General features: G+C 72.1%; 14 protein-coding genes. 9 read left to right on the top strand and 5 right to left on the bottom strand.

Annotated elements, in window-relative coordinates:
* Positions 1-83 precede the first annotated feature (83 nt).
* Positions 84-1,289, bottom strand: a complete 1,206-nt coding sequence (locus AB0947_RS17190; protein ID WP_366751138.1) for a DUF1343 domain-containing protein — start codon at positions 1,287-1,289, stop codon at positions 84-86.
* A 162-nt stretch (positions 1,290-1,451) separates the two neighbouring features.
* Here AB0947_RS17190 and AB0947_RS17195 point away from each other — a divergent pair, with 162 nt between their 5' ends.
* Positions 1,452-1,985 (top strand): hypothetical protein, encoded by a 534-nt coding sequence (locus AB0947_RS17195; RefSeq protein ID WP_366751139.1) that lies wholly within the window; start codon positions 1,452-1,454, stop codon positions 1,983-1,985.
* A gap of 31 nt (positions 1,986-2,016) precedes the next feature.
* Here the strand turns inward: AB0947_RS17195 and AB0947_RS17200 are convergent, their stop codons facing one another.
* The 3 genes from AB0947_RS17200 to AB0947_RS17210 all read right to left on the bottom strand — a co-directional run bounded on the left by AB0947_RS17200 (position 2,017) and on the right by AB0947_RS17210 (position 5,248).
* Positions 2,017-3,189, bottom strand: coding sequence for a serine hydrolase domain-containing protein (locus AB0947_RS17200; protein WP_366751140.1), 1,173 nt, complete (start codon positions 3,187-3,189; stop codon positions 2,017-2,019).
* 284 nt (positions 3,190-3,473) lie between these two features.
* Positions 3,474-4,160 (bottom strand): glycerophosphodiester phosphodiesterase, encoded by a 687-nt coding sequence (locus AB0947_RS17205; protein ID WP_366751141.1) that lies wholly within the window; start codon positions 4,158-4,160, stop codon positions 3,474-3,476.
* 20 nt (positions 4,161-4,180) lie between these two features.
* On the bottom strand, positions 4,181-5,248 hold the full coding sequence (locus AB0947_RS17210) for an adenosine deaminase (RefSeq protein WP_366751142.1): 1,068 nt from the start codon (positions 5,246-5,248) through the stop codon (positions 4,181-4,183).
* Between the two features lie 185 nt (positions 5,249-5,433).
* Here AB0947_RS17210 and AB0947_RS17215 point away from each other — a divergent pair, with 185 nt between their 5' ends.
* On the top strand, positions 5,434-6,330 hold the full coding sequence (locus tag AB0947_RS17215; RefSeq protein WP_366751143.1) for a DUF4190 domain-containing protein: 897 nt from the start codon (positions 5,434-5,436) through the stop codon (positions 6,328-6,330).
* Between the two features lie 442 nt (positions 6,331-6,772).
* Here the strand turns inward: AB0947_RS17215 and AB0947_RS17220 are convergent, their stop codons facing one another.
* On the bottom strand, positions 6,773-7,336 hold the full coding sequence (locus AB0947_RS17220) for an NADAR family protein (RefSeq protein WP_366751144.1): 564 nt from the start codon (positions 7,334-7,336) through the stop codon (positions 6,773-6,775).
* Positions 7,337-7,544: 208 nt separating this feature from the next.
* Between AB0947_RS17220 and AB0947_RS17225 the strand changes: the two genes are divergently transcribed.
* The 7 genes from AB0947_RS17225 (at position 7,545) to AB0947_RS17255 (ending at position 15,343) form a co-directional block, all read left to right on the top strand.
* On the top strand, positions 7,545-9,080 hold the full coding sequence (locus AB0947_RS17225; RefSeq protein ID WP_366751145.1) for a gamma-aminobutyraldehyde dehydrogenase: 1,536 nt from the start codon (positions 7,545-7,547) through the stop codon (positions 9,078-9,080).
* 50 nt (positions 9,081-9,130) lie between these two features.
* Entirely contained in the window at positions 9,131-10,378 is a 1,248-nt protein-coding gene (locus AB0947_RS17230) for a spermidine/putrescine ABC transporter substrate-binding protein (RefSeq protein WP_366751146.1), read from the top strand.
* A gap of 5 nt (positions 10,379-10,383) precedes the next feature.
* A complete protein-coding gene (locus tag AB0947_RS17235) occupies positions 10,384-11,550 on the top strand; it encodes an ABC transporter ATP-binding protein (RefSeq protein ID WP_366751147.1) in 1,167 nt (388 codons plus the stop codon).
* Positions 11,550-12,476: an ABC transporter permease gene (locus AB0947_RS17240; RefSeq protein WP_366751148.1), complete on the top strand. Its 927-nt coding sequence runs from the start codon at positions 11,550-11,552 to the stop codon at positions 12,474-12,476. The genes AB0947_RS17235 and AB0947_RS17240 overlap by 1 nt, the downstream gene beginning before the upstream one ends.
* Positions 12,477-13,277, top strand: a complete 801-nt coding sequence (locus AB0947_RS17245; protein ID WP_366751149.1) for an ABC transporter permease — start codon at positions 12,477-12,479, stop codon at positions 13,275-13,277. It abuts the gene before it with no gap.
* Positions 13,278-13,315: 38 nt separating this feature from the next.
* A complete protein-coding gene (locus AB0947_RS17250; RefSeq protein ID WP_366751150.1) occupies positions 13,316-14,746 on the top strand; it encodes an FAD-dependent oxidoreductase in 1,431 nt (476 codons plus the stop codon).
* A 129-nt stretch (positions 14,747-14,875) separates the two neighbouring features.
* Entirely contained in the window at positions 14,876-15,343 is a 468-nt protein-coding gene (locus tag AB0947_RS17255; RefSeq protein WP_366751151.1) for a hypothetical protein, read from the top strand.
* Positions 15,344-15,389 lie beyond the last annotated feature (46 nt).

Below are 15,389 nucleotides of genomic sequence, written 5' to 3' on the forward strand. Positions count from 1 at the left end.
CTGCGCGGGTGCGGGGCAGTGGCGGCGAGGGCGGTCGGTACGGCCTCGGCGCCGGGGCGGGGCGTACGACGGCGGCCGTGGGCTCAGGGGTAGAGCAGCACGTCGGCGCCGGCCCAGTCGGCGGGCGGTGCAGGGGCGTCGCACAGCGGCAGCGGGTCGTCGCCCGCGTCGACGGCGCGCCGCAACCGGTCGGAGCCCCACAGCAGGTCGATGAAGGGACGGCGGCCGGTCTCCCCGGCTCCGTCCGCGCCGCCGTCCGCGGTGTGCCAGGCGAAGTCGTCCGGGTACAGCCGCCGCAGCGTGGCGAGCATCGGGACGGCGGTGCGCACGGGAGCGAACGACACGGGGTCGGTGAGGTGGAGCTGGACCCCGCGCAGCGGCCGTCCGGCGTGTTTGTGGAAGGTCGGTACGAAGCGCAGGTCACGGAAGTGCACTCCCGGCAGGGCGAGTTCGGCGAGCGCGGGCGCGAACCGCGCGTCGAGGTACGGCGCCCCGACGATCTCGAAGGGCTGTGTGGTGCCCCGGCCCTCGGAGAGGTTCGTCCCCTCGAACAGGCAGGTGCCGGGGTAGACGGCGGCCGTGGCGGGCGTCGGGATGTTCGGCGAGTGCGCGATCCACGGCAGGCCGGTGGCCGCCGCGTCCAGGGCGCGCCGCCGGCCGGCCACCTCGATCACGGTCAGGTCGGCGGACCGGCCCGCGCGGCGGGCCACGGCGGAGGCGTTGAGGTGCCGGGCGAGTTCACCGCAGGGGAGGCCGGGCCGGACCGGTATCGGGGCACGCCCGACGAAGCCGGCCCACGCCGGGTCGAGCGGCGGCCCCTCGCTGACGAGACCGCCGAGCGGGTTCGGCCGGTCGGCGACCACGAACCGCACGCCCGTACGCGCCGCCGAGACCATCAGGTCGAACATCGTCCAGACGTAGGTGCAGAACCGGGCCCCGATGTCCTGGAGGTCGAACACCAGGGCGTCGACGCCGCTGTCGAGCAGCAGGGTGTCGAGGCGCTCGCCGTCGCACCGGTAGGTGTCGTGGACGGGCAGGCCGGTGGCGGGGTCCCGCCGGGCGGCCCCGCCCTCCCCGGCCTGGGCGGTCCCGTACAGCCCGTGCTCGGGTCCGAACAGGGCGACCAGCGGCACGCCGGCCGCGAGCAGCGCGGGCGCGGCGGGGCGCAGATCGGGGAGGACGCCGGTGTGGTTGGTCACCAGCCCCAGCCGGCCGGTCCCGGCGAGCGCGGGAGACGCGTGCAGCCGTGCGATCCCGGTCGTCACCGCGACGCGGTCGTCCGTGCTCATCCGTTGCCCCGTCTGCCGGTGACGTCTCGAAGGGTGGGGCGCAATTTACTGGTATGTCCGAGAACTTTGCAATGATTCAGGAGGTTCGCGCCGATTCGGCGGTATCCGCCACCCCGCCGACAAGGTTTTGAACATGTTCAATTCCGCGCGTACGCTGCTTCCATGAGCGACAGAGCCGCCCTGCTCAAGGGCATCCGCGTCTGGCTGGCCCTCTTCGTCGTGTGCCTCGCCCTCAGCGGGGCGACCGCCTTCCCGCTGGTGCACGAACTGCGCTGGACCGAGAGCGCGTTGCGGGCGCTGTCCGTGCCGGAGCACCTGCCCGGGCTGATGGCGTGGATCTCCCGGGTGCGGGACGGGCTGGACACCGTCGACGCCGACCAGCCCTTCGTCCTGTACGGCACCGACTGGCTCGCCTTCGCGCACCTCGTCATCGCGGTCGCGTTCTACGGCCCCTACCGCGACCCCGTCCGCAACATCTGGGTGGTCGAGTTCGGGATGATCGCCTGTGCCGGGATCATCCCGCTCGCCCTCGTCTGCGGACCGGTCCGCGGAATCCCCCTCTGGTGGAGCGTCATCGACATGTCGTTCGGGGTCTTCGGGATCGTCCCGCTGTACGTCGTACGGAAGAAGATCAAGCGGCTGGAGGCGCTCGGCGGCGCGCCGTCCGGGTTCCCGGCCGCCACCGCCGCGGGCTGAACCTGGTCACCGGCGAACGGGCCGGCCCCGGTCAGCGGTTGAACGCCGGGAACGCGAAGCGCTGGGCGGTGGCCAGCCCGTCGCCCTTGGCGTCCGTGGAGTTGACCGAGTAGACCAGCGTGCGGGACAGGTCCGGGGTCGCGGCGATCACCGTCGCGTAGCCGGGGCGCGAACCGGTCTTGCCCCAGATCACCCTGCCGTTCACCTCGAACCGCTCCAGTGCCGCGCCGTACCGCGCCCCGGGCACGTCCGGCAGCGTGAACATCTCCTTCAGCTGCGGCTGCGGCACCACCCGGCCGCGGAACAGCCCGACCAGCAGCCGCTCCAGATCGGCGGTCGTGGAGATCAGGTCGCCGGCCGCGAACCGGTCGGACATGTTCCAGTCGGTCACGTCGACCAGTTCGCCGTCGATCCAGTCGTAGCCCCGGTTGTGCGGGCCGTGGATCCGGGGGTCCGCGCCGACCGGGAAGGAGCTGTGCCGCATGCCGAGCGGCCGGAAGACCCGCACCTCGGCCTGGTGCGCGTACGAGTCGCCGGTCACCTTCTCGATGAGCATGCCGAGCACGGTGTAGTGGATGTTGCCGTAGGTCTGCCGCGTGCCCGGCGCGTACGCCGGACCCCCCGCCACGGCGTCCGCCACGACCTGACGGGGCGTCAGCGTCTCGAAGCGGTGCGGGTAGCCCTCCTCGACCGTGTCGCCGAGGGACGCACCCGGGCGCAGTCCGCTGGTGTAGTTCAGCAACTGCCGTACGGTGACCGGCGCGAAGTCCGCGGTGAGCAGGCCCGGCAGATAGTGCTGCACGGTCCCGTCGAGGTCGATCCGGCCCTCCGCGGCCAGTTGCAGCACGATCGACGCGGTCACCACCTTCGTCACCGAACCGGCCCGGAAGCGCGCGTCCTCCAGGGCCGGCGCTCCGGTGCGCACGTCGCGCACCCCGGCCGTCCCGCGCCAGGTCCCGTCACCGCCGACGCGGAGCAGCGCGGCGGTGGCGTCGTGGTCGGGCAGCCCGGCGATCGCGGCGGCGAGGGCCTCGGTGTCGGGGCCGGCCGTGCCGGGGGCGGTGGTGCCGGGGGCGGTCGTGGCCGCGGTATGGGCGGGCGCGGCGAAGGCGGGGGCGGCGAAGGCGGGGGCGGCCAGCGGGCCGGCGGCCACCGCGGTGACGAGGGCGGCGGCCAGGAGGGCGGAACGGCTGGTGCGGGGCATGCGGGACTCCTTCGGGGGGCCGGACGTCGGGCACCGGAAGACGGTGCGTGATCATCCTCAGACGCCGGGCCGGGCGGCGGATCCTCACCGAGGAGGTCCCGCGCCCCTTGCTCGTCCCCGATCAACCAGCCGATTTTCTGAGGGAGTTGTCCGGGATCACCCCTACGGTCCGCTCCCGCGCGGATGCGGTTGCTCCCGTGCGGCCGTCACCTCGTCGCCGTGCTCGAACGCGATGCACGGCACCAGACCCCGCTCCCTGATCCGGCCCGGTCCGAACGAAGGACCTAGCCCGCGGTGCGCAGGGCGTGCAGGACGTCGATCCGGTTCGTCGTGATGGAGTCGGCGCCCAGGTCCAGCAGGCGGCTCATGGAACGGCGGGTGTCCGGGGTCCAGACCGACAGCAGCAGACCGTCGTGGTGCACGCGGGCCGCGAGCTCCCGGCTCACCAGGGAGAAGCGGTAGTTGAGCCAGCGCGGGCGGATCGCGGCCAGCAGCGCGGGCCGGGGCGGCGCCAGGCTCGTCCAGGTCAGCGCGATCTCGGCGGCCGGGTCGGCCGCGCGGACGGCGAGCATCGCCTCGGCGTGCGCGCTGTAGTAGACCCGCTCCCCGGCCCCGCACTGCCGGACCACGTCCAGGGTCCGCGCCACCGTGCGACGGCCGACCGGTCCGCACAGGTCCACCATCACCCTGCTGTCCCCGGTCGCGGCCAGCGCCTCCGCCAGCGTCGGCACACCGCCCGCCGTGAGCCCGCGCAGCTCGTCGGCGGACAGCGCGGCCAGCGGCCGGTCGACCTCCCACAGCCGCCGCAGCGTGTCGTCGTGCAGCAGCACGGGAACGCCGTCCCGGGTGAGCCGTACGTCGACCTCCACGGCGTCCGCGCCCCGGTCGAGCGCGGACCGCAGTGAAGGGAGGGTGTTCTCACGGAAACGGTAGGGGTCGCCGCGGTGGGCCACGGCGGTCAGCGTCTGCATGGCCCCCATTGTGGCCGGTGTCAGGAGGCCGGCCAGGCGGCGGTGTACGTGTCGATCTCCGCCGTGATCCGCGCCTTGCCCGCCGCGTCCAGGAAGGAGGCCTGAACGGCGTTCTTCGCCAGGTCCGCCACGCCCCGCTCGTCGAGGTCCAGGAGCCGGGCGGCCACCGCGTACTCGTTGTTCAGGTCGGTGCCGAACATCGGCGGGTCGTCGGAGTTGATCGTGACCAGCACCCCGGCCCGCGTGAACTCCTTGATCGGGTGCTCCTCCAGCGTGCGGACCGCGCGGGTGGCGATGTTGGAGGTCGGGCACACCTCCAGCGGGACGCGGTGCTCGGCGAGGTGGGCGAGCAGCTTCGGGTCCCGCGCCGAGCTGGTGCCGTGCCCGATCCGCTCGGCGCGCAGCTCGGTCAGCGCGTCCCACACCGTCTCCGGGCCGGTCGTCTCCCCGGCGTGCGGGACGGAGCGAAGACCGGCCGCGATGGCCCGGTCGAAGTACGGCTTGAACTGCGGCCGGGGCACGCCGATCTCCGGCCCGCCGAGTCCGAACGACACCAGGCCCTCCGGGCGGAACCGGTCGTCGGTGGCCAGCCGCACCGTCTCCTCGGCCGACTCCAGACCGGCCTCGCCGGGGATGTCGAAGCACCAGCGCAGCACGGTCCCGAACTCGGCCTCGGCGGCCTTCCGGGCGTCCTCTATGGCGTCCATGAACGCCCGCGGGTCGATGCCGCGCCGGGTCGAGGAGAACGGGGTGATCGTCAGCTCGGCGTACCGCACCTGCTGCCGGGCCATGTCGCGGGCCACCTCGTAGGTGAGCAGCCGGACGTCCTCCGGGGTGCGGATGAGGTCCACGACCGACAGGTACACCTCGATGAAGTGCGCGAAGTCGGTGAAGGTGAAGTAGTCGGCCAGGGCCTCGGGGTCGCTGGGGACCCGGGAGTCGGGGTGCCGGGCGGCCAGTTCGGAGACGATGCGGGGGGAGGCGGAGCCGACGTGGTGGACGTGCAGTTCCGCCTTGGGCAGGCCGGCGATGAAGGCGCGCAGATCGCGGTCGGCGGTGCCGGTGGCGGGTACGGAGCTGTCGGTCAAGGGGTCCTCCCCGGGACGGGCGCCCGCGGCACGTGGTCCCCGGCACGTCGTGCGGTGGACGCGGTCCGTGGTGCGGGCGCGGTGATCGGCTGATCGGGTTGCGCCGCATCATCGTAGGCCCCGGGCCGCGGTGCCCCGCGCTGCCCGTAGCATGACGGGACGTCCAGCCGAGGGGTGTGCCGACCATGTCCGACGAGGTTCCGCAGTCCACGCCGGGGGAGCGGAGCGACGGGCCCTACTCCGTGACACCCCGGGTCTCCTTCGACAAGGAACCGGAGCGGACGGCACCGGCGGCCCGGGGAGCGGACGGGGCACGCGTCCAGGACGCAGCCCCCGCCCCCGGCCCCGTGCACGACCAGCAGACGGTGACGTCGCGGCCGGCGTTCCCGGGCCCGGCCACGCCCGCCGACGCCGTACCCGCGCCCTGGGCCGCCCCGGCCGAGGGCCCCACCTCCAGGGTCCCGGCCCCCCAGCCGAACCCGTTCGCCCCGCCGGCTGCCACCGCGCAGCCGAACCCGTTCGCGCCGCCAGCTCCGGCCCCCCAGCCGAACCCCCTCGCACCGCCGCCGCACTCCTACTCGCCCCCGGCGAACCCCTTCGCCCCGCCGCCGCCCCCCGCGGGCGCGCACGGGGGAGCGGAGCCGGTGCCGCCGCCCCCCATCGCCCCCGACGGGCCCGGCCAGGTGCCGTACGGCTATCCGGGTGCGGCGCCGGCGTACGGCTACCCGGGTGCCGGGCCCGCGTACGGCTACCCGGGCCCGCAGCAGGCCCCGTACGGGGGTGTCGCCCCCTACCCCGCCGCCCACGGCTACGCCTGGCCCGGGATGCAGCCGCCTCCCAGCAACGGCATGGGTACGGCCTCGCTGGTGCTGGGGATCGTCTCGACGGTCGGCTTCGTCCTGTGGCCGATCGCCCTGGCCATGAGCATCCTGGCCCTGATCCTCGGCGGGCTGGGCCGGCGCAAGGCCAACCGGGGCGAGGCGACGAACCCCGGCGTGGCCCTGGCCGGCATCATTTGCGGCGCCGCCGGGATCGTCCTGGTGCTGGTCCTGTTCGCCGCGTTCATAGCGACGGGCGTCTGACGCACCGGCCGGCACGCCCGCCCCCGCACCGCCGACCGGGCACGGGCTGCTGCCCCACCGAAGCGCTGTGGTACACGTCGCCGCGCCGAAGCGCTCCGGTACGCGTTACCCCGGCAGAAGCGCCCCGGCACGCGTCGCCCCGCCCGAAGCGCCGCAGCACCCGCCGCCGCGCCGAAGCGCTCCGGCACGCGCCGCCCCGGCCGAAGCACCCCGGCACGCGTCGCCCCGCCCGAAGCACCCCGGCACCCGCTGCCCCGTCGAAGTGCCCCGGTACGCGCTGCCCTGCCGAAGCGCCCTGCACCGGCTGCCTCGCCGAGGCGCCCCAGCACCCGTCGCCCCGCCCGAAGCACCCCGGCACACGTCGCCCGCCTTGAAGCACCCCGGCCCCCGCCGCCCCCGCCGAAGCCCCGCAGGCCGACGACCCCGCCGAAGCGCCGCAGGCCTACGCGCCGGCCCCCGCCAGTCGCTCCCGGGCCTCCATCAGGGCGAAGCCCAGGAGGTTCAAGCCCTGCCAGCGCTCCGGGTCAGAGGCCGCCTCGTCGCCCGCCGAGAGGCCGATGCCCCATATCCGGTCCACGGGGCTCGCCTCCACCAGCACCCGCTCACCGGTCCTCAGCAGGAACATCCCGAGGTCGTCGTCGGCGGCGAACTTGTGCACGCTGCCCTCGACCACCAGCCGGAAGCGCTCCCGCTCCCACACCGCCGCGTCGAAGTCCCGCACCAGCCGGCCCACCTTCTTCGCCTCCGCGGGATGCTCCGCGGCCAGCACCCGGCGCTCGGCCTCAGCGTCCCCGAACAGTCGGGCCTTGCCCGCCATCATCCAGTGCTCGGCCGTCGCGTACCGCACGCCGTCCACCACGAACGGTGACGGCCACCACTGGCTCAGACAGCTCGCGCCGATCCGGCCGTCCGGCCGCGGCCGGTGTCCCCAGAAGTGCAGGTACCTGATCCGGGACCCCGCCCGGACCTCCCTGATCAGGGCGTCCACCCCGTCGATCTTCCCCATGCACGCGAGTGTGGCACGCACCACTGACACTCCGTCCGTCCTTTTCCGCCCCGACTCGACACCTGGTCGACAGATTCCGTCGCGTAACCAAAAGGCAACAACGGAATCACTTGTTGGCGTCCGGCCCCTCTGTCAGGATCGGCACTCAAATCGAGCTGGAGCCACGCCCCCCGCCCCTCGGGACGGGCGCACGGCGGAGGAGAGCGACATGCACAACCCGGGCACCGCCACCCCGGAACGATTCCCCGCACAGGACCGCCTCGCGGACGGCGCGCAGTTCATCGCCGGCCGGCCCGCCGGGGGCACCTCGGGCCGTACGCACTCCGTGGTCGACCCGGCCACCGGCGCCGAGGTGTACACCTACGAGCTGGCCGGTACCGAGGACGTCGACGCGGCCGTCGCCGCCGCGCGGGCCGCCTTCCCCGGCTGGGCCGCCGCCACCCCGGGCGAGCGCTCGGACGCGCTGCACCGGTTCGCGGCCGTGCTCGCCGACCGCGCCGAGGAGTTCGCCCGCGCGGAGTCCCTCCAGTGCGGCAAGCCGCTCAAGCTCAGCCGCGAGTTCGACGTGCCGGGGACCATCGACAACACCGCGTTCTTCGCGGGCGCGGCCCGGCACCTGCAGGGCCAGTCCGCCGGTGAGTACTCGGGCGACCACACGTCGTACGTCCGGCGCGAGCCCATCGGGGTCGTCGGCTCCATCGCACCCTGGAACTACCCGCTCCAGATGGCCGCCTGGAAGATCCTCCCGGCGATCGCCGCGGGCAACACCATCGTGCTGAAGCCCGCCGAGCTGACCCCGCTGACCTCGCTGCTGTTCGCGCGGGCCGCCATGGACGCCGGCATCCCGGAGGGCGTGGTCAACGTCGTCACCGGGACCGGGAAGGAGGCCGGTGAGCACCTCGTCGGGCACCCCGACGTGGCCATGACCTCCTTCACCGGCTCCACCGCCGTCGGCAAGCGCGTCGCCGAGATCGCCACCGCCACCGTCAAGCGGCTGCACCTGGAGCTCGGCGGCAAGGCGCCCTTCGTCGTCTTCGACGACGCCGACCCGGAGGCCGCCGCGCACGGCGCGGTCGCCGGCGCGCTCATCAACACCGGGCAGGACTGCACGGCCGCCACGCGCGCGTACGTGCAGCGCCCGCTGTACGAGGCGTTCGTGGAGCGGACCGCCGCGCTGATGGAGACCGTGCGGCTCGGCGACCCGTTCGCGCCCGGCACCGACCTGGGGCCGCTGATCTCGCACGTCCAGCGTGACCGGGTCGCCGGTTTCGTGGACCGCGCGCGGGGCTACGCGCGCGTGGTGACCGGCGGCGAGGCCCCCGGGGGCGATCTGAAGGACGGCGCCTACTACCGGCCCACCCTGATCGCCGACGCGGCCCAGGACAGCGAGATCGTCCAGTCGGAGATCTTCGGACCGGTACTGGTCGTACTGCCGTTCGACAGTGATGATGAGGGCATCCGGCTGGCCAACGACACCCCGTACGGCCTCGCCGCCTCCGCGTGGAGCCGCGACGTCTACCGCGCGAACCGGGCCACCCGCGAGCTCAGGGCGGGCTGCGTCTGGATCAACGACCACATCCCGATCATCAGCGAGATGCCGCACGGCGGCTACAAGGCATCCGGCTTCGGCAAGGACATGTCGGCGTACTCCTTCGAGGAGTACACGCAGGTCAAACACGTAATGTTCGACAACACCGCGGTGGCCGCGAAGGACTGGCACCGCACGATCTTCGGGGACCGCTAGCGACGACCAGGCCACCGACCAGGCCGATCCTCCGAAAGGGCACCACGCGCATGGAGCAGTACGAGCCCGACCGCCTCACTCCGCCCCAGGTGGCCGCCATGCGGCGCAGCCTGCTGGGCGGCAGGGCCGCTCTGACCCGCCGGTCGCTGCTGCGGGCGTCCGCGGGCGGCGCGCTCGCCGCCGGCGGCCTCGGGGCGCTGAGCGGCTGCGGGATCCCCGCCGCGGGCAAGACCCAGGGCGGCACCTCCGCCGAGGACCGCTCGGCCCGGGAGAAGACCGTGAACTTCTCCAACTGGACCGAGTACATCGACGTCGACGACAGCGGCAAGCACCACCCCACCCTGGAGACCTTCCGCAAGCGGACCGGGATCACGGTCGACTACACCGAGGACATCAACGACAACAACGAGTTCTTCGGCAAGATCAAGCCGCAGCTGGCCGCCGGCCAGGACACCGGCCGCGACCTCATCGTCCTCACCGACTGGCTGGCCGCCCGGCTGATCCGCCTGGGCTGGGTGCAGAAGCTCGACCCGTCGAACCTCCCGCACGCGTACACCAACCTCTCGGCCCAGTTCCGCGACCCCGACTGGGACCCGGGACGGGCGTACTCCTACCCCTGGCAGGGCATCCCGACGGTCATCGCCTACAACAAGAAGGCGCTCGACGGCATCGAGGTGAAGTCGGTCTCCGACCTGCTCGACAACCCGAAGCTGAAGGGCCGCGTCTCCTTCCTGTCGGAGATGCGCGACAGCATCGGCATGACGCTGCTCGACATGGGCAAGGACCCGGCGAAGTTCACCGACGACGACTTCGACGCGGTCATAGCCCGGCTGCAGAAGGCCGTCGACAAGGGCCAGATCCGCCGCTTCACCGGCAACGACTACACGTCCGACCTCACCAAGGGCGACATCGCCGCCTGTGTCGCCTGGGCCGGCGACATCGTCCAGCTCAAGCACGACAGCCCGGACGTCGACTACGTCATCCCGGCCGGCGGCTACATGACGTCCAGCGACAACCTGCTGGTCCCGAACAAGGCGCGGCACAAGACGAACGCCGAACGGCTGATCGACTTCTACTACGAGCCGGAGCAGGCCGCCGCGCTCGCCGCGTACATCAACTACGCGACTCCCGTCGACGGCGTGAAGCCCTACCTTGCGAAGATCGACCAGGACGCGGCGGACAACCCGCTGATCGTCCCCGACAAGGCCATGCAGGCGAAGTCCCACTCCTTCCGCTCGCTGAGCCAGAAGGAAGAGACGGCCTACGAAGAGAAGTTCGCGAAGCTCACAGGGGCGTGACGACCATGACGACAGACAACAGCGGCGACGTCCGCCTCTCCGGTATCAGCAAGACATATGACAACGGCTTCACCGCCGTGCATCCGCTCGACCTGGTCGTGCCGCAGGGTTCCTTCTTCGCCCTGCTCGGCGCCTCCGGCTGCGGCAAGACCACCACCCTGCGCATGATCGCCGGCCTGGAGGAGCCCACCACGGGCACGGTCCGGCTCGGCGACCAGGACGTCACGCGCCTGCCGCCGTACAAGCGGCCGGTGAACACGGTCTTCCAGTCCTACGCCCTCTTCCCGCACCTCGACATCTTCGAGAACGTCGCCTTCGGTCTGCGCCGGCGCGGCATCAAGAGCGTGAAGAAGCAGGTGGAGGACATGCTGGAGCTGGTCCAGCTCGGCGAGCAGGCGCGCAAGAAGCCGCACCAGCTCTCCGGCGGCCAGCAGCAGCGCGTCGCCGTGGCCCGCGCGCTGATCAACCACCCCAAGGTGCTCCTGCTGGACGAGCCGCTCGGCGCCCTGGACCTCAAGCTGCGCCGCCAGATGCAGCTGGAGCTCAAGCGCATCCAGACCGAGGTCGGCATCACCTTCGTCCACGTCACGCACGACCAGGAGGAGGCCATGACGATGGCCGACACGGTCGCCGTGATGAACGGCGGCCGGGTCGAGCAGCTCGGCTCGCCGGCCGACCTGTACGAGAACCCGCGGAGCACCTTCGTCGCGAACTTCCTCGGGACCTCCAACCTCATCGAGGCCGAGGTCGACACGAAGAACGGCGACGACATCGTGCTCAAGGCGGGCGGCGGCAAGCTGGTGCTGCCGGAGGCGCGGTGTTCCGCCCCGACGACGGCCGGCGGCAAGGTGCTGGTCGGCATCCGCCCGGAGAAGATCTCGCTCACGCACGCCGACGACGCGGGGGAGATCCCGGCGGGCCGCAACCGCCTCACCGGCACGATCGCCGACGCCAGCTTCATCGGCGTCTCCACGCAGTACGTCATCGACAGTCCGGTCTGCGACGAGCTGGCGGTGTACGTGCAGAACATCGAGCGGGACGGCCGGCTCGTCCCCGGCGCCGACGTGGTGCTGCACTGGAGCCCGGCGCACACCTTCGGGCTCGACGCGGCCCAGTCCCTGCTTGCTGGGACAGTGGGCTCCGCGGGCACCGAGGAAGAGGTCGCCGCCTGATGTCCACCCTCACCGAGGCGCCCCCGCCCCTCGCGCCCGCGACCCCGGAGAAGCCCCCGCGCAGGCGCGGCCGGTTCACCCCTTACTGGCTGCTGCTGCCCGGCATGCTGTGGCTGATCGTCTTCTTCGCGCTGCCGATGCTCTACCAGGCCTCCACCTCCGTGCAGCAGGGCTCCCTGGAGGCGGGCTACAAGGTCACCTGGCACTTCGCGACCTACTGGGACGCCCTGTCCGCGTACTGGCCGCAGTTCCTGCGGTCCGTGTTCTACGCCGCCGCCGCGACCGTGCTGTGCCTGCTGCTGGGCTATCCGCTGGCCTACCTCATCGCCTTCCGCGCGGGCCGCTGGAAGAACCTGATCATGATCCTGGTGATCGCGCCGTTCTTCACCAGCTTCCTGATCCGCACCCTGGCCTGGAAGACGATCCTCGCCGACAACGGCGTGGTCGTGCACACGCTGAACTCACTGCACGTCCTGGACCTCACCAACTGGCTCGGCTGGACGGCCGGCGACCGCGTCCTGGCCACCCCCCTCGCGGTCGTGTGCGGCCTGACGTACAACTTCCTGCCGTTCATGATCCTGCCGCTGTACACCTCGCTGGAGCGGATCGACGGCCGGCTGCACGAGGCGGCCGGCGACCTGTACGCCAAGCCGTGGACCACCTTCCGCAAGGTCACCTTCCCGCTGTCCATGCCCGGCGTGGTCTCCGGGACGCTGCTGACCTTCATCCCGGCGGCCGGTGACTACGTCAACGCCGAACTCCTCGGCTCCACCGACACCCGCATGATCGGCAACGTCATCCAGACGCAGTTCCTGCGCATCCTCGACTATCCGACGGCCGCGGCCCTCTCCTTCATCCTCATGGCCGCGATCCTGGCCATGGTCACGCTCTACATCCGCCGCTCCGGGACGGAGGATCTGGTCTAAATGCCCTTCGTCACCTGGCTCAAGCGCCATCTCGTCGTCATCGCCGGACTGCTGACGCTCGCCTATCTCCTGCTGCCGAACGTCGTCGTCACGGTGTTCTCCTTCAACAAACCGAAGGGGCGCTTCAACTACGAATGGCAGCGGTTCTCCACGGACGCCTGGAAGGACCCCTGCGGCGTCGCCGACATGTGCGGCTCGCTGTCCATCAGCCTCCAGATCGCCGTGTGGGCGACGGTCGGCGCCACGATCCTCGGCACGATGATCTCCTTCGCGCTGGTCCGCTACCGCTTCCGCGCGCGCGGCGCCGTCAACTCGCTGATCTTCCTGCCGATGGCGATGCCCGAGGTCGTCATGGCCGCCTCGCTGCTCACCCTGTTCCTGAACATGGGCGCCCAGCTGGGCTTCTGGACGATCCTCATCGCCCACATCATGTTCTGCCTGAGCTTCGTCGTCACCGCGGTCAAGGCCCGCGTGATGTCGATGGACCCGCGCCTGGAGGAGGCCGCCCGGGACCTGTACGCCGGTCCCGCGCAGACCTTCGTGCGGGTCACCCTGCCCATCGCGGCCCCCGGGATCGCCGCGGGCGCGCTGCTGTCGTTCGCGCTCTCCTTCGACGATTTCATCATCACCAATTTCAACGCGGGCTCGACCGTCACCTTCCCCATGTTCGTGTGGGGCTCGGCCCAGCGTGGAACACCCGTCCAGATCAACGTGATCGGCACGGCCATGTTCCTGATCGCCGTTCTCCTCGTGCTGACGTCGATGGCCGTCGGCAATCGCCGGAACAAGCAAAAGGCATAAGCCCTTTCCCGGCACGTCCTCTGTAGGGAGTTGAAATCATGGCCCCGAGCGCCATGAGCCGTGGCAAAGACAACTGGACCGCCTCTCTCTCCGAAGCCCAGCCGGTCCCGTACTGGCTGGAAGACCCCGGCAAGCCGCCCGCCGAGCCCGCCCTCACCGGCACCGAGACCTGCGACCTGCTGGTCGTCGGCGGCGGCTACAGCGGGCTGTGGACCGCGCTCAACGCCAAGGAGCGCGACCCGCGGCGCGATGTGGTGCTGCTGGAAGGCCGCGAGGTGGGCTGGGCCGCCTCCGGCCGCAACGGCGGCTTCTGCGCCGCCTCCCTCACGCACGGCCTGCCCAACGGCCTGGCCCGCTGGCCCGACGAGATCCACAGGCTTCAGGAGCTGGGCCGGCGCAACCTCGACGGGATCGAGGCGGCGATCGCCCGGCACGGCATCGACTGCGACTTCGAACGCACCGGCGAGATCGACGTCGCCACCGAGACCTACCAGGCCTGGGAACTGCGCGACTGGCACCGGGAACTCCAGGAGAAGGGCCTCGCGGACGGCATCGAGTTCCTGGACGCCGACGCCGTGCGCGAGCAGGTGAACTCGCCCACCTTCGAGGCCGGCCTGTGGGACCGCCGGGGCGTGGCCATGCTCCACCCGGCCAAGCTGGCGTGGGGCCTGAAGAAGGCCTGCCTGAAGCTCGGGGTGCGGGTGTACGAGCACACCCCCGCCCTGACCCTGAAGGGCTACGGCGCCGGGATGGCCGTACGCACCCCGTACGGCGCCGTCCGCGCCCGCAAGGTCGCGCTCGGCACGAACATCTTCCCGAGCCTGCTGCGCCGCGTGCGCTCGTACACCGTCCCCGTCTACGACTACGCCCTGATGACCGAGCCGCTGACCGCCGAGCAGCTCGCCTCGATCGGCTGGAAGAACAGACAGGGCCTCGGGGACTCGGCGAACCAGTTCCACTACTTCCGGCTGTCCGCCGACAACCGCGTCCTGTGGGGCGGCTACGACGCGATCTACCCCTACGGCGGCCGGGTCCGCGCCGAGTACGACGACCGGCCCGAGACGTACGCCAAGCTCGCGGGCCACTTCTTCACGTGCTTCCCGCAGCTGGAGGGCGTCCGCTTCACCCACGCCTGGGGCGGCGCGATCGACACCTGCTCCCGCTTCTCGGCGTTCTTCGGCACCGCCCACCAGGGCCGCGTGGCCTACGCGGCGGGCTACACCGGCCTCGGCGTCGGCGCGACCCGGTTCGGCGCGGACGTGATGCTCGACCTGCTGGACGGGGAGCACACCGAGCGAACCGAGCTGGAGATGGTCCGCAAGAAGCCGCTGCCGTTCCCGCCGGAGCCCTTCGCCTGGACGGGCATCGCCCTGACCAAGTGGTCGCTGGCCCGCGCGGACGCCCACGGGGGCCGCCGGAACCTGTGGCTGCGGACCATGGACCGGCTGGGACTGGGCTTCGACAGTTAGCCGGGGTCCACCCCGGGCCGCCGCGACAAGTCGGCCGAACCCGCGTAATGCTCCCCGGAGGACCTCCCTCTCCCCCGTGACGGACGCGACCGCGTCCACGACAACCACGGGAGAAAGGGAGGCCCTGTCATGACTGGGGCGAAGACGGCGGTCGAATGGCTGGCATCCGTCGCACCGGACCCCGAGGCCTGCCGCCGGGAGTGGGAGCGCAACCCCCTCGGGGTCGCGCTGCTGCCCGCCGGCAAGGCGTGGGACGTCCTGATCCCGCCGGGTGCCCTCGGCTACCCGACCCTCGACGTGCTCACCCGCGTCCTCGATCAACTCGGCCCGGTGCTGGTCGACTTCGGCGACAACCGGGTCGGGTTCCTCGTGCCCCCGGGCACCGCGGCCCGCTGGCTCGGCACCGGGATCAGGACCGCGGGGGCCGGCACCTGGATCGTCGTGCCGTATCCGGGCCGGGCGACCCGGGGCGTGCGCTGGCTGGTGCCGCCGGACGGCTCGGGCACGCTGACCGACCCGGCGCTGCTGGAACTGGCGATGCACGAGGCGGCGGCGGGGGCGGCGGGGGCGTCGAGGGAGGGGGGTGGGAACCGCTGACGCCCCGACACCTTGACAACGCGATTGGTCTGGACCAAGTTGTGTG

Origin of the sequence: Streptomyces sp. NPDC047841, from assembly GCF_040704085.1 — a bacterium.
GTDB classification, from domain to species: Bacteria; Actinomycetota; Actinomycetes; order Streptomycetales; family Streptomycetaceae; genus Streptomyces; species Streptomyces argyrophylli.

What these genes read in the sequence shown, in the direction of transcription:
- AB0947_RS17190 (WP_366751138.1), bottom strand. Translation starts at nt 1,289, where the DNA reads ATGAGCACGGACGACCGCGTCGCGGTGACGACCGGGATCGCACGGCTG.
- AB0947_RS17195 (WP_366751139.1), top strand. Translation starts at nt 1,452, where the DNA reads ATGAGCGACAGAGCCGCCCTGCTCAAGGGCATCCGCGTCTGGCTGGCC.
- AB0947_RS17200 (WP_366751140.1), bottom strand. Translation starts at nt 3,189, where the DNA reads ATGCCCCGCACCAGCCGTTCCGCCCTCCTGGCCGCCGCCCTCGTCACC.
- AB0947_RS17205 (WP_366751141.1), bottom strand. Translation starts at nt 4,160, where the DNA reads ATGCAGACGCTGACCGCCGTGGCCCACCGCGGCGACCCCTACCGTTTC.
- AB0947_RS17215 (WP_366751143.1), top strand. Translation starts at nt 5,434, where the DNA reads ATGTCCGACGAGGTTCCGCAGTCCACGCCGGGGGAGCGGAGCGACGGG.
- AB0947_RS17220 (WP_366751144.1), bottom strand. Translation starts at nt 7,336, where the DNA reads ATGGGGAAGATCGACGGGGTGGACGCCCTGATCAGGGAGGTCCGGGCG.
- AB0947_RS17225 (WP_366751145.1), top strand. Translation starts at nt 7,545, where the DNA reads ATGCACAACCCGGGCACCGCCACCCCGGAACGATTCCCCGCACAGGAC.
- AB0947_RS17230 (WP_366751146.1), top strand. Translation starts at nt 9,131, where the DNA reads ATGGAGCAGTACGAGCCCGACCGCCTCACTCCGCCCCAGGTGGCCGCC.
- AB0947_RS17235 (WP_366751147.1), top strand. Translation starts at nt 10,384, where the DNA reads ATGACGACAGACAACAGCGGCGACGTCCGCCTCTCCGGTATCAGCAAG.
- AB0947_RS17240 (WP_366751148.1), top strand. Translation starts at nt 11,550, where the DNA reads ATGTCCACCCTCACCGAGGCGCCCCCGCCCCTCGCGCCCGCGACCCCG.
- AB0947_RS17245 (WP_366751149.1), top strand. Translation starts at nt 12,477, where the DNA reads ATGCCCTTCGTCACCTGGCTCAAGCGCCATCTCGTCGTCATCGCCGGA.
- AB0947_RS17250 (WP_366751150.1), top strand. Translation starts at nt 13,316, where the DNA reads ATGGCCCCGAGCGCCATGAGCCGTGGCAAAGACAACTGGACCGCCTCT.
- AB0947_RS17255 (WP_366751151.1), top strand. Translation starts at nt 14,876, where the DNA reads ATGACTGGGGCGAAGACGGCGGTCGAATGGCTGGCATCCGTCGCACCG.